Raw genomic sequence first — 15,609 nt, 5'->3', positions numbered from 1 at the left:
AATTCAATTATCTATATCCATATTTATATATATTTCTCAACAATTGTTTTGAATTCAATTCCTCAATTGATTATTTGTTCACATTACACCCATCTTTTATAACCTCTGAATATGAGTATCTTTAAAATCCGTCTCATATTTCAATCCATATCCAAACATTCGATCCATCCCAATATGTGCTGTCCATATTAAGCCAATCATTATAACGGTATCTATCTTAAAATAGACACCTATGATAGCTATTAATATAGATATAATATATGTGTGACATATATTATAAACTTTAGCACCAACACGATTATTTATACCATACGCTAACATGGATACATCCGGGGCTAAAAGGAATACCAAAAATATAATCCAACTAAATTCATATATTGAATACGCATAAATTGTGGCTAACAAAACAACCAGCCCTTCAAAATGTACAATACGTTTTTGCATTCTTTATCATTCCTATTTTTCTATATTTACCGATAAATTTTCATCACTGAAAGTATTCTTTGCATTTTTTGACCAGATGGTTGCTAATATCGGCCCTGCAATATTATGCCATACTGCTGCTAATACACTTGGAAGTGCAGCTGCTGGTCCAAAATGTGCTGTTGCCAGCGCAACACCTAAGCCTGAATTTTGCATTCCTACTTCTATTGAAATAGCCCTTCTTGTTCCTTCGTCTAGTCCAAGTACGAACGCTGTTATATATCCGAGTAAAAAACCAAATGCATTATGAAGCATCACTGCAATAAAGATAAGCAGGCCTGAAGAAGTAATGCTACTTACATTCGCTGAAACAACTGCAGAAACAATAATAATAATTGCTACAACTGATATTAAAGGAATAACAGTCATTCCTTTCGTAACAGTTTTAGGGAAAAATTTCTTCACTACTAATCCTAAAATAATAGGTAAGATAATGACTTGTACGATAGAAAGAAACATAGACATAGCATTTACTGGCATCCATTGTCCCGCAAGTAATAATAAAATAAGAGGTGTAGCAATGGGTGCTAGTAACGTTGATAATGAAGTCATTGCAATAGACAACGCTAAGTTCCCTTTTGCTAAATAAACTATAACATTTGATGCAGTGCCACCCGGTACTGAACCGAGTAACACTAATCCAGCTGCTAACTCAGCTGGCAGATTCATAACGTAGGCTAGTACGTATGCGACAAGTGGCATAATGATAAACTGAGCACATACACCGATAATAACTGGCAATGGTTTTGTAGCAATGATTTTAAAATCAACAGCCTTTAATGTTAATCCCATCCCAAACATTACAACCCCGAGTAAAATTGTTATGTAACTAGTTAACCCGAGAAATGGTCCAGGAATGAAATATGCAATAGCTGCAATACAAATAACCCAAAATGCAAAATACTTTCCAGCTATATTACTTATCGCTTCTAGTACTTTCACCCAATCATCCCCTATCCTTCAACTGAAAAACTTTATTCGGATTCAAAATGTTTTGTGGGTCAAGAGCTTTCTTTATTTTTTCCATTACGAGTAATGCCGCCCCATGTTCTTCTTCTTGATACTTTCGTTTTCCGATTCCAACGCCATGTTCTCCCGTACACGTTCCACCTCGTTTAAGAGCATATAAAACGATACTTTCATTTATTTCGTCCGCCTTTTCCACTTCTTCTTTATCGTTTGGATCAACCATTAAGAGCACGTGGAAATTTCCGTCTCCTACATGACCAAGAATACCACCGACAAGACCACTCTTATCTAACGTCTCTTTCGCATGTTGGATTGCGCCAGCTAATTCTGAAATGGGTACACATACGTCTGTACTCATAAGCTTTTTGCCAGGATAGCTATGAACGTAAGAGTATGCTAGATTATGCCGTGCATCCCATAATTTATTTCTCGCCGCAGTTTCCGTTTCAAAAGCAACTTCTTTACATTTATGATCAAAAACAATTTCCTTCGTGAATTCAATATCTTGCTTTAGCCCTGCTTCATTACCGTGAAACTCTAAAAACAGTGTAGGCTCTTCCCTGTAACTTGTTTCATTATAGTGATTTACTTGTTTCATAGATAATTCATCTACAAGTTCAATTCTTGCAATTGGAATACCCGCCTGTAGTATATTAATAACAGCTTCTACTGCATTATTTATAGTTGGAAACGATGCTCTCGCAGCCATAACATGTTCTGGTATGCCGTATACTTTTAATGTTAACTCTGTAAAGCATCCAAGCGTACCTTCTGATCCTACGAAAACACCATTTAAATGGTAACCTGATGACGACTTCGCTGCTAAATTTCCAGTATGTATTACTCCCCCATCAGCAAGAACGACTTCTAAATCACGAACTTGATCACGCATTACACCATACTTAACTGCTGTCGTTCCGCTCGCATTTGTGGCTGCCATTCCACCTAACGTTGCATCTGCACCTGGGTCTACACTAAAAAACAATCCATACTTTTTCAATTCTTTATTAAGCTGAGAACGAGTCACTCCTGGCTGTACTCTCACAAGAAAATCTTTCTCTCTTACTTCGAGTATTTTATTCATAAGCGAAAATTCCACTGTAATTCCTTTTTCATATGGGATAACATGCCCTTCTAAACTAGAACCTACCCCAAAAGGAACGACAGGTTTTCCATGCTCACTCGCTACTTCCATTATTCTACTAACCTCTTCGGTCGTTTTCGGAAAAACAACTACATCAGGTAAACTACTAGTATGATAAGATTCATCTTTACTATGTAACTCTCTTACTGTCGTATTCACAACTACTCGATCGCCGGGAAGTATACCCTTTAATTCATTTACTAAACGCTCTACTGTTATCTCCATCGTACATTCTCCTACTTTCTATAAATTAGAATTACAAAATATGTTAAGTATTTTATACATAATAATCCGAAAAATTAAATAATTCAAGTTTTATACATATGAAATTCGTTTCCTACTATCGAATAAGCAAAAAGAACTTGCAATTAATTGAATATAGGGTAAATAGTATAATAAAACAAAACCAGACCTTATATTTAGAGTTTTTGAGTTTGATTATATATAATCAAACTTTTTGTTTGTATGGGGTAGCACCACATACCCATCAAGCTAAAATTTTATAGTACCCCCCAGACCGAAATTTTGTGCTATCCCATGCCCATCAACTTAAGAATTTAGAACTCCCCCAAAAAATTATGAGTTTTTTGTTACAAGTTATCACAAAATTTTCGTTTTTTGGGTAGTTTTATTTTCTTAGCTTGATTGCGATGAGCGGTCCCCCATAAAGGCCCCTGATACATAATTGATGTTCTGCCATTTGTAGAAAACAATCCACTTATACCATTTTAACAAGAAGAAATATCTCGTCCATGTTGTAATATTGGCTTACGTTAAGCTTATGAAAAAAACATATTCATGTATAATACAATTGATGTATGATACATTAGTTGTAGGAGGGTGACCTATTTGAAAAGAGAAGATGCCTTAAAACTAAGAACAGATATTAAGAAAATGATTATAATAACTGGGGTTTTTGAATCTCAAAATTTGCCCAATGGACCATTTGAAAAACCTTTACCAACTTCTCAAATGATGGCGTTAGAGGAACTAGAGGTGGAAAAATTAACTGTTTGGCAACTATCCAATAAACTTAGATTAGAGACTTCAACTGTAAGTAGATTGGTAGATAAGTTAGTAAAAAAGGGGCTTATTTATCGTGAAGTAAATGAAAAAAATAGAAGAGAACTTTTTCTGCACCTCACAGAAAAAGGTCACATAACTGTTAATTGCTTAAGAGAGCAATCCATTACATTTTATCAAAGTATTCTCAATAATTTATCAGAATCAGAACAAAAAATAGTTGTGGATGGTTTTGAATTATTTATTGATTCTATTTCTAAGCCTTTTGATTAGAGCGAGGTAAATCATAACATTTGGAGGGTAAAATGAGTTTGGATTTTGAACGTCCTATTATTGAATTAAAAGAGAAATTTGATGAATTAAAGAAAATTATGAAAGAAAATAATGTAGATTTATCGCCAGAAATTCATGTATTAGAAAAGCGTTTAAATAAAATGCAAGATAAAATTTATTCTAATATTACACCTTTTCAACGAGTTCAAATTGCAAGGCTACGTAACCGGCCCACGACATTGGACTATATACCTTTATTGTTTACAAACTTTCTCGAACTTCATGGTGATCGATTATATGGTGATGATAAAGCAATGATAGGTGGTATTGCAAAATTTAAAGGGATGCCCGTTACGGTTATTGGTCATCAAAGAGGTAGAAATACAAAGGAAAATATAGAAAGAAATTTTGGAATGGCACATCCAGAAGGTTATAGAAAAGCGCTAAGACTTATGAAACAAGCTGATAAATTTAATCGCCCTATTATTACATTTATTGATACAATAGGCGCCTATCCAGGGAAAGGGTCTGAAGAACGTGGAATTTCTGAAGCGATAGCTCGAAATCTATTTGAAATGGCTACACTTAAAGTGCCAATTGTTTGTATTGTAATTGGAGAGGCATCAAGTGGTGGAGCTCTTGGCATTAGTGTCGGTAACCATATCCATATGTTAGAGTATTCATGGTACTCGGTAATTTCGCCAGAAGGAGCAGCATCTATCCTATGGAAGGACGCTAAGTATGCTCCAGAAGCTGCTGAACATATGAAAATTTCAGCAAAAGATTTAAAACATTTAGGAGTTATTGATGAAATCATTCCTGAAATTAAAGGTGGAGCACAAAATGATATAAAATCACAGGCAAAAGTGATTGAGTCTGTAATCGAATCATCTCTAAAAAAATTGATACTATTATCCTCGGAAGAGCTTATACAACAGCGGTATGAAAAGTATAGACAAATAGAGAATTATAAATGAAAATATTTAAAGTCCGTATTACATTTCGGAGCATTCCCGCAAAAAAATTCTAAATATTTTGTAAGTAACCTCTTAAACTAGGATATGCTGATACTATTACTCTACAAAAGGTGTGTGATCGGTATGGAAAAGGAAAATTTGTTCAAATGGAAGCATTATCACATACCCATCAACTTAAGAAATTGATTGTTCCCCAAAACGAAAAAATGAGCTGAATTCTCATAAATAACTGTAAAAAGGTGAAAATTTCGGTATGGGGGTATCTCAAAAACTTAGGTTGATGGCAATGTGGCGTGACCCCTGTATGTAAAAATACATCCATTAAATCAATCTTTTTTGAGATAATGGATGTATTTTTTTATTTTTCATTTACCTACATTTTGATTATTATATTACATATAATACCGTAGATATTTAAATGTAACTACAATAAAAAAGGCACTACATCATTAAAATGTAATACCTTTTTAGTAGTTTGATTATAAATATTTTACCCTAGATAATAATTGTTGCAAGTTCTTTTCTATAAAACTATATTTTAAACGACTTCTTTATTAACAGCATAAACCAAATTAAAGTAACTGCCATCAACGAATGAGAAAAACCAACAATATAAGTTAACCCTTTAAAATCCGCTCCATTTAACTGAAGAAGCCCTCTTGCTGCCAATGAACCTAACATTAATATTAATGCGATATTATGTACAACAAACCACTTATTAAAACTTTTTGCTTCATGAAACGCGAATACTTTTGCTAATCCTAAAGCAATTAAAAAGAAGAAAAATCCAAGTACAAGTGTATGGGTATGCAAAAGATTTAACAAAGTAGATCCTACAATCCCCTTATACTTTCCATATTCCCTAGCGAAAATCCCTGATAATAAACCGATAATCAAATACGTAAACGATGCATTATATAATTTCTTCATTATGTACCTCCTTGAGTAGAATGTGTAGTGTGTCATATTTAGTAATAATGATAGTTATATAGTAAAAACTCCTAGTCACCTAGGAGTCATTGTATAAGCATCTCACTCTTTACAATCAATTTTAATTATAGAATATCCCTTTATACAAAACAAACGAACTTTATGTGAACAATCCGGACTATTTTAAAATATGTTGCGATTTTGCATTACACAATCCATACTAATTATTATAAATGTTAAAGGTGGTGCAATAGCTTGATAGTTCTTGAAACTGAACGCCTCGTTCTTCGCTGGTTTGATATAAAAGATGCTCCATTTATTCTTAAATTAGTAAACGATCCTGCATGGATTCAGTATATCGGTGATAAAAGGATTAAAAACTTAGAAGATGCAAAAAAATACATCTTAAACGGACCCATCGATATGTATAATAAAATGGGCTTTGGCCTTTACTTAGTAGAACGAAAAGAAGATTTCACTTCACTTGGTATGTGCGGTCTTATTAAAAGAGATTCATTAGAAGATGTTGATATTGGCTTTGCCTTTTTAGAAGAATTTCGTTCAAAAGGATATGGCTACGAGTCAGCCTCTGCTGTAATCGAATACGGAGTACAAAAACTAGGACTGAAACGAATTGTAGCAATTACTACTATTGATAACACCAATTCAGGAAAGCTTTTAGAAAAAGTAGGATTACAGTTCGAAAAGATCATTTCGGACTCAGGAGAAGATTTAAAATTATTTGGGTATAACGCATATTAAATTGACAGCGTTCTCTTTTAACCTAATCAAAAAATATTTCTTCAATATATGATTAAAATACTCATCTGTTTTTTAACGATATAACAACGCTAACATTTAAATCACAACCCTAATTTTCAGTACTGTATTTATTCTTAAAAACCCTCTATCTTGTTCTTAAATTTGTCAAAACTCTTATGTAGTTACACGAAAAGTTTATGCTAATATGTTACTAAGAAACTATGCGTTCCCTTAACCCTGTATCCGGCTCTGTATTTATTACAGGGCCTTTGTTTATTTAATTGACTTATCACGTGCTTATACACATTAATAGTCATTTCAAATGTAATAAACAATAAATAATAAAATAATTTTAAAATGAAATGTCCAAAAAAGCCTAATCTTTCTACAATACATTGAGAAATTAGGCTTTTTAATAGGAAAATTAAAATTCATAAACAATGAATAATTTACATGTTAGGCTTATCTGTTAAAGCAGAAATAATCCTGTTCACTAAGTCTTCTGGCATCCATTCATGATTTGTATCATTCGTTTCAGTTGGTCCTAAAGAATCAATGAACTTTTTAAACTTTGGAAATAAAACAATAGAAGTGATCCAATGTATCGTATGATTTATGGAGAAAAAATGAAAAACTCCTTGTTTTTCACCCTCCTGTAATATTGCTTTTAACTGTTCAAAACTACCTATAAAATACGGTTTAATCTTTTCTAATCTTGCACTTTCCTTAATAATCTCCTCATATGCCAATGTGCCAATTTCAGGATTTTCTTTTATATGTGTAATAAAGACTGTTAAATATTCTCTTAGAGCATTAATAGGATTAAATTGATTCTTCTCAAGAAAATTAGGTAACTCATTAGCAAGACCATATTTCTTAAACACCTCATAATATAGGTTTTCTTTCCCATTAAAATAGTAAGAAGCCATAGCAACATTCACTTTCGCTTCTTTTGCAATTTCTTGTATGCTCGTACCTTCATAACCACGCTCTCCAAATTTTTTCTTAGCAGCCTTCAAAATATTTTCCATCGTCTGCTCTCGAGATTTCCCCATTTCACACACCTCAAATAATATATATTTCACTTCAAAAATCCACTAAGGACTTTGAATAGAGTATCTTTTTAATGAAGTTTAATTATATATTTAAAGTAATAACTTAACAACCGATGAAGACTTGCTTACTTTAAACTATTCGCCACACAACATACTCCTCAAAAAGAAACATCTCCTGAACATCGCCTACCCTATGTCATCATACAAAGAATTCATTTAAAAATGAAATAAAAATAAACACCCTACTTAAAACAATATCTCCCTGCGTGGCATGAATAGCTTTCAAATACCTCACGTTCTTTTCTAATTGCGTATAAGAATGAAAAAAATAATAAGGGCCAGAGTTTATCTATCTTTACAGATAAACTCTGGCCCTTTCATTTGCAATTCATTTACTGATTAGATTTGTTTAATCTCAATATAAGGTCCTTTGATGTTTAATTTGTTAATGTCATTCGAAATATTACCTACAGTTGTTTTTTCATTAAACGTATAGATCTTTTCACCATTCACAAAGATACCCCAATTTTTATCCTCGTAACTAATACCATAACCAGCATTGCTAGATGTCGCTTTGAGCTGATTTCCATTCATTGAAAAAGATAATTTCCCTTTGCCTTTGTTAAGTTGGTTATTCACATTGTTGATACTACTCATTTGTTCTTCAAGGGCTTTTTGGTTATCAAGAGTAACTTGATGGTTTTTCCAGTCTAACTTATAGTTGTTTGTAAAGAACTCATTATATGTATCTTTATTATTTGTTCCCCACCATTTCGAACTTACCCATTCGATATTGTACTGATCTGATATTCTACGATTTGTTATTTTTAAATCAGATGTAGATTCTGTTTTATCTGCAGTAATAACTGCTACTACATTAGGAGAAAAACCATATCCTGTTAAAGCTGGTACTGTATCTTTTGAAACAAAATTATTCGTTCCTTCATTATAACTACGTGATTTCATAAATAGTTGATTACCGTAGAAAGTATTAAATGAATCACGATTATAAATTCCCCACTCCGGGTAATTAAATGATTGGAATCCTACTTTCCAATTTAATTTTTTATCTGTGTGAGTCTCTAATACCGTTTTATAGTCTACTTGATCATAAGATACACTTTCTTTCCAAGCAAAGCTACCTGTAATACTTGCATCAGCATTTGGGCCTTTATCATTTACCCCAACTTTAACACTTCCGCCAAGTGTATACCCTACTTCAGAAGTAACCTTTGCTGAAGTCATTGTATTAACTGGGGCAGCTTTATGGAATTGAGCGCTATCACCACTTGTTATTTCTGCTTCAGTATGATAAGCCGATGGCCATTTTAAACCTGCGTTATAGAATCCGCCATTAATTGTATATTTAGCATCTATATTACTACCATCTGTTGTAACAATTGCGATTTTTTTATCTGCATAAGGATCCTCAATAAAAGAAACCTTTATTGAATTTTTGATATTCTGCTTCATGTCATAAGTAGTTTTAAAACTATTATAGACTTTTCCACCATTTTGAAGATTTTCTACAGTTCCTTTAGAATCTGCAAATGCAGATGTTGCTTGTGCACCAAGTGATCCAGACATAATAACGGACGCTACCGCAACACTTTTAGCTATTCCTTTTGCTTTTTTCATACAGACATCCACTCCTTCTTAAACATTTAAAAGGTATAAACATATTACTTTTAGCTCTCAATACTAGAGATAGGTTCATAACTTTACAATGTAGAAATTTATTAATCTTTATGACAATAACTATCAACACTTGTTTTTCTAATTTCCATCTCTTTTTTTACTGATAACTATTATCAATATTATTAAAACACATAATAACGATTTAAACAACAATTTTAAATACACATTTAAAATTGTTGTTTAAAAAAATGCAAAAAAATTATAGAATTCTTTATTTCGAGAATTACTATATATTCATTTACTTATTGCAACCTATATTCAGATACATTATTCCCTTTCCATTCATAATAATCTAAAATTCCCTCATAAATGGCTTCTGCTGCAATCTGTCTTCCGTTTTCTGTAGATAACTTACTGTAATCAATACCATTATCTATAAAAGCAAGTTCCGTTAACACAGCTGGCATGTCATTTTCTCTTATAACATGAAGATCTCCATGTTTAACACCTCTATCACGTGTTTGAAGTGCGTCTACTAATCGTTCTTGAATTTTTTCAGCTAAAACACGACTTTCTTCCACATGAGGATTTGTTTTTTCAGATTTAGAAGATTTATAGTAATATGTTTCTGTCCCTTTTGCATTACCGTTAAAAGCATTTGCATGAATGCTTATAAAGATATCACCCTGATTTTGCTTAGCAAACTTAACACGTTCCTGTAAAGAGCTTTTTTGATCATGTCCAGGTCTAGTATCAGATTCACGAGTTAGTAAAACTGTAAATGGAGTATGTTTTTCAAGCAATTGTTGAAGACGTAAAGAAGTATCTAGTACAATCTTACTTTCAGGTAATCCCTTTGTGTTTTTTCCAGGATCTTCGCCGCCATGTCCGGGATCAATAATAATTGCTTTATTTTCTAAAGGATTACTTTGACTATATTGAAGCATATCTGTTTTTGCGGTTAGTTGTGCAGCTTCAGCACGTGTTATAAATCTATTTGGTTGCCAACCATGATCTGTACCAACTGAAATTTTCAAATCAATTAAGATGTTTGCGAACTTTTCACCCCAATGTCCCTTTAAATCTTCAAATTTACTTTGTCCATTGTTAATGCTTTTATTTTGTAGTTTATATGCATTCACTAGCATAGTAGCCATAGCAGCACGAGTAACTTTTCCAGAAGGATTAAATATTCCATTTCCTTCACCTTTAATTATTCCTGCCTTTTCAGCTGCGGCAATATATGGAGTTCCCCAGTGGTTTTGTGAATCTTTAAAAGATGGTTTTGCATTTAAATCAATTTGTATACCAAGAGCCCTTGTCATAATGGTTGCTGCAGAAGCTCTATCTAATGTGTCATTTGAACCAAAAGTTCCATCTGGATAACCACTCAATACTTGCTTATCAACTAAATAAGTAACGGATTTGTCAGCCCATGCAGGAACATCTGGGAATTTGTGAGTATCTGCAAAAATACTAGAAGAATAAGATAGTAGACTTCCAGCGAGAATTCCTGTAGCAATTAATTTGTTCTTCAAAATTTAGCACCTCTAAAAAATTATTACAATTTGGTAAATTATGTAAAGTATAGTTAATCTTTAAATAATATGAATTCGAATAAAGTATAGATTAAGTTGGCGTCATCACTATTATAAGATAAAGAATCTAGTATAGAATTATCATTCCGAAAAGAACCCTTCGACATACACTTATAGATTGAGACTATTACATATATTCACCAACATTGTGTAACTAGTATAGTTACTTATATACATGAGTGTCAATTGAAACAACCTTACATTTTTGTAAGGTAACCAAATTAATAATATATCAAGTAATTATTAAACGATGTAAATAATTATCTTTTATTTTAAGAAAAGATTGATTTAAAGCACACTCCTTCTAAATTATCATTGATGCCTCTTTCAATTCCTAATGCCCATCTTAAAAAGAGCACTTTTGAAAAGTGCTCTTTTTAAGAATTATGAAGCTACAAACCTAGAATTCCTACAATCTGGCGAGCCTTAACATTATCAATATAATAATGCATCTCTAATCCTCGTCTTTCTACACGGAGCACAGTTCCCCTTAATTTTGATAGATGCTGTGAAACAGTGGATTGTGGGAGTCCTAATATTTCTGTCAACTGTGTAACATTACACAGTTTATGGTGCATTAATTCATTTACAATTTTTAATCGAACGGGATGTGCCATTACCTTTAATACATCTACATCTTCCTCTCGGATTTTAGCTAGATCTCTATTAGATATTAATGTTGTCATTTCGCATTCCCCTTTATTATTAATTTCTATTTTCCAATTATCCTTATAAATAGTACTTATAGATATTTACCATTTGTCCTGTTGAGAAAATGTATTCTCGTTTTTAAACAAAAAAAGACACCAATCCAATAAACAGCTTTTACTGTTCCAATGAATTGATGCCCTCTAATTTTTAGCCAAACTATATTTTGTTTTAAAAGGATTATTTTATAGTCTATTATATGATTTTGGATGAGACTTAACATTCTTTGTTACATAAAAAGTAATACTTTTCTCCCTAGTTTAAGTATAAATTAAAATTCTGATTTTTCTTTCTCATATTGTAAAATTAAGATGAAATGTTTCTTCATTTCATCTTATACAGCATATATTATGTATTTCTCAACACCAATAAACGTAGCTAAATCCCCTCTAATGGTACCTCCAGATGGTAACTATTCCTTTTTAAAAGACCCTTTTCTTTAATTACAGGGCATTTTAACTTTCCTCGATTAAAATATCCTTTTTATTTCATTATCTTGTTAACCCCAATGATATGTAAACTTCTTTTAATCTATTAATCCCCTATTACGCTCCTTCATGTAGAGATAAGGGAGACTTCTCGTTCAAATAATAAATTATGCAACATTGCATTTGATAACCATTTTCATCGTAACTATAATGGTTACAGGATTACTGTTAATCCAAATACTCTACGTGGAGGTTTTATTATGTTTAAAAAAATCATTGTATCTTCTATGGCACTTACTATGTTGGGTGGGGCTGCAACTATGCTAGAAACACCTACCGCTCAAGCGGCTTCTTATAACTCAACATCATCTTCTTACTTTGATGTCACTCCTGAAGAAGCGGCTACTTTTTATCAATCTCAGGACTATAAAAAATTAAAAGTCTTTATGGATGACTTTGAAGCTAGAAATCCTTATGTTCCTGGTGGAGGCTACGCTCAAGGTAGTGTTCGTATGCAAAAATTCAATGATGCTCTTAGAGATGCTAAATTAACAAATGTATACCAAGAATTTATTAGAATTTCGTACTACAATCATTATCCAGAACCAAAATAATCTAAACAAATAAAATGCTTATTACTTTAACTTAGCCTAATTTTAAATGTATAGCCTAAAACTAGAAAAACCACTTATATAAGTGGTTTTTCTAGTTTCTTATGTAATTTAACTGAATTTCAAGTCACCTTCACTTTAAGATTTCTCAAAATCGACATTCTCATTTCAATATAGTTTCTTTCCAGTAAGTAAAGACTAAATTAACTTATAAAAAAGGTGTTTTAAATTTAATTCATAGATCTTACTGCAACTTGGAATTGTCCCTTAGAACCATCATTATTTGAAACGTAAATACTATACGTTCCAATTGGTAATGGAGATAAAGCATTCCGTACATTTGTAACATTAATTTGTTGTTCTCCAGGTTTTATATAACCACCAACAATTAGCTCCATATTTGGACCTTTGACACTATATCCCATTGTATGTTGACCATTATTTTTCATAAAGAAGCTTAAATTTTCACTCCCATTATATAAAAAAGAAGTTATAGCCTCTCCACTATAATCCATTGTTTGAGTTAATAATATGTCTGTAGGAATATGTTCAACTATATGAATTTTATCATTCAACTTGTTTACTTCTTCAGCATAAGTATTATTTCCTAACACACCAAGTGTTAATGCTGAAATTACTCCACAACTAAACACTAGTTTATTTAACTTCATTTTAAGTTCCCCCTTGATGTTTGTATTCTATTACCATCATACATTCTTTTTTAAGTACGTTTTTATGTAATAATTCATATCTTTAAACCTATATATCCTAAATTTACACCTTAATGGTTATTAAGAAACTGACATAGATAAGGCTACAGTATTATGCTTCATAAAAAAGAACATGTAAATTTCAAAGTCTTTTTCCCACAAGAATTCATACAATTAAATACCAAGACACTCAAATAAATAGTGTTTCCATTTCAGATAAAGTATACTAATAAAAAATTTTGAAATTTTCACTTTGTAATTTGATATATTCCATGTTAATATAACGAAGGTTACAAAACAGCAGTCACTACATACATTATCTTCACAGAATATTCACACTTAAAAATCATCATTTTATCAGTAACCCAATCCAAATTTCACCTATTCAAAAATCAAGTTCTAGTTTTATATATAAATATCTAAGTAGATTTTTTATCTATTATTTTTTCTAACTTCCTTATCAATTTTAATACGGATAATATAATAGTGCTTTTTCAAGTGCTCTTCCTATTTTAGATAGAAAGTCTACTGATACTAAACATCTAGGTTTAACTCATACATAATCCTATATACAAACTATCGGAGATGCAAAACTATGGGAATTTCTACTCTTTTATTAAATACCTTTATAATAATAATTTGTATCCTTAGCTACCACGTATTTTGGTTAGAATTTAAAGAAAAAATAACATGTAATCATATATTGATTTCTATCCTTTCCTCCGTTGCTATTATTTTTTGCATGACGTTTCCTTTTCATTTACATGCTGGATTTATTTATGATTTACGTTTTATTCCTATCATATTAGTTTTTCTATACGGAAATACAAAAAATATTGTTTTTATAGGAATTTTATATCTTTCTTATCGATTTTACCTAGGCGGAAATGGCGTTCTTCCATCATTTATTATCTTTACTATTATTTCTGTTATAACAATGTTCTTTCGTTACGTATTACCTAAGTATGTTAAAGAAAAAAAGCTATTATTAAGCTTGCTTCTTATTTTAGTATGTACAACTTCACTTTCTATCTGCGGTTTTGTAACTCAAATAAATAAAGGTGGTAAAATAGACTCTACTCTCATAGAATTTTTATTAAATTATATAATCATTAATATTTTCACAGTATTATTATCAGTTTATTTAATAGAGGGAATGATTGAGAAATATAAAATGAAAGAAAAGCTGCAACGGGCTGAAAAATTTTATATAGCTAGCGAACTAGCCGCGTCCATTGCACACGAAATCCACAATCCACTAACCACAGTACATGGATTCACTCAATTGTTAAATGAAAAACATGCCTCTAAGCTACCTCAGGATCAGTACTTAGAAATCATGTTAATTGAAATGCAGCAAATACAATCTACTATTAATAACTATTTATCTTTAACAAAACCACAGAACACCCTAAAAGAGAGAATAGATATTAATCATATTTTAAATCAAGTGAAAGACACTATTTCACCACTCGCTCTATCATATAAAGTTGAAATAAAACAAAATAGTACAGATTCCTTTTATATAAATGGAGACCCCGAAAAATTCAGAATCTGTCTAAACAACATCATACAAAACGGAATTGAAGCCATGATAAATGGTGGCGTATTACAAATAAATATACAGAAAATAAAAGGGAATATTATAATCGATATTATTGATTCAGGGTTTGGAATGTCCTCTCAACAAATAAAACGAATTGCTTTGCCATTCTATTCAACAACAGAAAAAGGGACTGGACTTGGCACTATGATTGCTTATAGCATTATTAAAGAATTAAACGGTGATATAGAAATAGAGAGTAAATTAGGTCAAGGTACACGATTTTCCATTAGTATCCCCTGCTAATATGACGGAATTGTTTAAATAATAAAATTTTTATATTTAACTTATTAAATAAATTTCAAAAATGCCGCTACTTAACTCATTAATCATCTTGATTTCGTGAATAAATTAAACGTAATAAGGACCAGAGTATATCTGTTTTTACGGATAAACTCTAGTCCTTTAATTAAATCAAACATACTTAAATTTTATTACTTTGCTCACATCTCTATGAAATCATAATTCATCGATTGTATCTCATTTACTGATTAGGTCTACTTAACTTCAAGATAAAGTCTCTTGATACTTGATTTCTTAATATCATTAGATACATTACCTATAGTTATTTTTTTATTTTAAATATTAAATTTTCAACATTCATAAAGATACCAATTTTTATCTTCATAACTGATATTGTAACCTGTATTACTTGATATAGACTTAAATTGATTTCCATTCATTGAAAGACAATTTC

14 protein-coding genes and 1 pseudogene are annotated in these 15,609 nt (G+C 31.4%); 5 read left to right on the top strand and 10 right to left on the bottom strand.

Annotation, left to right across the window (positions count from 1 at the left end):
• Positions 1–96 precede the first annotated feature (96 nt).
• Genes ACUN0F_RS15545 through ACUN0F_RS15535 form a run of 3 tightly spaced genes read right to left on the bottom strand, consistent with a single transcriptional unit; the run spans position 97 to position 2,821 of the window.
• Positions 97–444 (bottom strand): DUF4260 domain-containing protein, encoded by a 348-nt coding sequence (locus ACUN0F_RS15545; RefSeq protein WP_431141776.1) that lies wholly within the window; start codon positions 442–444, stop codon positions 97–99.
• Between the two features lie 12 nt (positions 445–456).
• Positions 457–1,425 (bottom strand): bile acid:sodium symporter family protein, encoded by a 969-nt coding sequence (locus ACUN0F_RS15540; protein WP_445539649.1) that lies wholly within the window; start codon positions 1,423–1,425, stop codon positions 457–459.
• Positions 1,426–1,429: 4 nt separating this feature from the next.
• Positions 1,430–2,821, bottom strand: coding sequence for an FAD-binding oxidoreductase (locus ACUN0F_RS15535; RefSeq protein ID WP_445539648.1), 1,392 nt, complete (start codon positions 2,819–2,821; stop codon positions 1,430–1,432).
• Positions 2,822–3,445: 624 nt separating this feature from the next.
• Between ACUN0F_RS15535 and ACUN0F_RS15530 the strand changes: the two genes are divergently transcribed.
• Together ACUN0F_RS15530 and ACUN0F_RS15525 are read left to right on the top strand one after the other, a co-directional pair.
• Entirely contained in the window at positions 3,446–3,892 is a 447-nt protein-coding gene (locus ACUN0F_RS15530) for a MarR family winged helix-turn-helix transcriptional regulator (RefSeq protein WP_000817662.1), read from the top strand.
• A 32-nt stretch (positions 3,893–3,924) separates the two neighbouring features.
• Positions 3,925–4,869 carry an acetyl-CoA carboxylase carboxyltransferase subunit alpha gene (locus tag ACUN0F_RS15525; RefSeq protein WP_000050728.1) on the top strand — a complete coding sequence of 315 codons (945 nt, stop codon included), beginning with the start codon at positions 3,925–3,927 and terminating at the stop codon, positions 4,867–4,869.
• Positions 4,870–5,400: 531 nt separating this feature from the next.
• Here the strand turns inward: ACUN0F_RS15525 and ACUN0F_RS15520 are convergent.
• On the bottom strand, positions 5,401–5,799 hold the full coding sequence (locus tag ACUN0F_RS15520) for a DUF2871 family protein (RefSeq protein WP_000737904.1): 399 nt from the start codon (positions 5,797–5,799) through the stop codon (positions 5,401–5,403).
• Between the two features lie 255 nt (positions 5,800–6,054).
• Between ACUN0F_RS15520 and ACUN0F_RS15515 the strand changes: the two genes are divergently transcribed.
• Positions 6,055–6,561, top strand: coding sequence for a GNAT family N-acetyltransferase (locus ACUN0F_RS15515; RefSeq protein ID WP_000636231.1), 507 nt, complete (start codon positions 6,055–6,057; stop codon positions 6,559–6,561).
• A 449-nt stretch (positions 6,562–7,010) separates the two neighbouring features.
• Here ACUN0F_RS15515 and hlyIIR read toward each other — a convergent pair whose 3' ends face one another.
• The 4 genes from hlyIIR to ACUN0F_RS15495 all read right to left on the bottom strand — a co-directional run bounded on the left by hlyIIR (position 7,011) and on the right by ACUN0F_RS15495 (position 11,538).
• The gene (hlyIIR, locus tag ACUN0F_RS15510) at positions 7,011–7,616 is read right to left on the bottom strand and encodes a hemolysin II regulator HlyIIR (protein WP_445539647.1); all 606 of its coding nucleotides are present in this window, start codon (positions 7,614–7,616) and stop codon (positions 7,011–7,013) included.
• Positions 7,617–8,015: 399 nt separating this feature from the next.
• Positions 8,016–9,254: a hemolysin II HlyII gene (hlyII, locus tag ACUN0F_RS15505; RefSeq protein ID WP_060487861.1), complete on the bottom strand. Its 1,239-nt coding sequence runs from the start codon at positions 9,252–9,254 to the stop codon at positions 8,016–8,018.
• Positions 9,255–9,556: 302 nt separating this feature from the next.
• Positions 9,557–10,792 carry an N-acetylmuramoyl-L-alanine amidase gene (locus ACUN0F_RS15500; RefSeq protein WP_445539646.1) on the bottom strand — a complete coding sequence of 412 codons (1,236 nt, stop codon included), beginning with the start codon at positions 10,790–10,792 and terminating at the stop codon, positions 9,557–9,559.
• 452 nt (positions 10,793–11,244) lie between these two features.
• Entirely contained in the window at positions 11,245–11,538 is a 294-nt protein-coding gene (locus tag ACUN0F_RS15495) for an ArsR/SmtB family transcription factor (protein WP_087981433.1), read from the bottom strand.
• A gap of 710 nt (positions 11,539–12,248) precedes the next feature.
• On the opposite strand from ACUN0F_RS15495, the gene ACUN0F_RS15490 reads away from it, so the two are divergent.
• On the top strand, positions 12,249–12,602 hold the full coding sequence (locus tag ACUN0F_RS15490; RefSeq protein ID WP_445539645.1) for a hypothetical protein: 354 nt from the start codon (positions 12,249–12,251) through the stop codon (positions 12,600–12,602).
• 227 nt (positions 12,603–12,829) lie between these two features.
• Here the strand turns inward: ACUN0F_RS15490 and ACUN0F_RS15485 are convergent, their stop codons facing one another.
• Positions 12,830–13,270, bottom strand: a complete 441-nt coding sequence (locus ACUN0F_RS15485; protein WP_000773511.1) for a hypothetical protein — start codon at positions 13,268–13,270, stop codon at positions 12,830–12,832.
• Positions 13,271–13,904: 634 nt separating this feature from the next.
• Between ACUN0F_RS15485 and ACUN0F_RS15480 the strand changes: the two genes are divergently transcribed.
• Entirely contained in the window at positions 13,905–15,158 is a 1,254-nt protein-coding gene (locus ACUN0F_RS15480) for an ATP-binding protein (protein ID WP_445539644.1), read from the top strand.
• A 251-nt stretch (positions 15,159–15,409) separates the two neighbouring features.
• Here the strand turns inward: ACUN0F_RS15480 and ACUN0F_RS15475 are convergent.
• Positions 15,410–15,598, bottom strand: a pseudogene (locus tag ACUN0F_RS15475) (beta-channel forming cytolysin); the annotation flags it as partial.
• Positions 15,599–15,609: the final 11 nt, after the last annotated feature.

Source organism: Bacillus sp. 1A, from assembly GCF_052682215.1.
The sequence above is the reverse complement of the archived record's forward strand: the minus strand, read 5'-3'. Positions and strand labels throughout refer to the sequence as shown.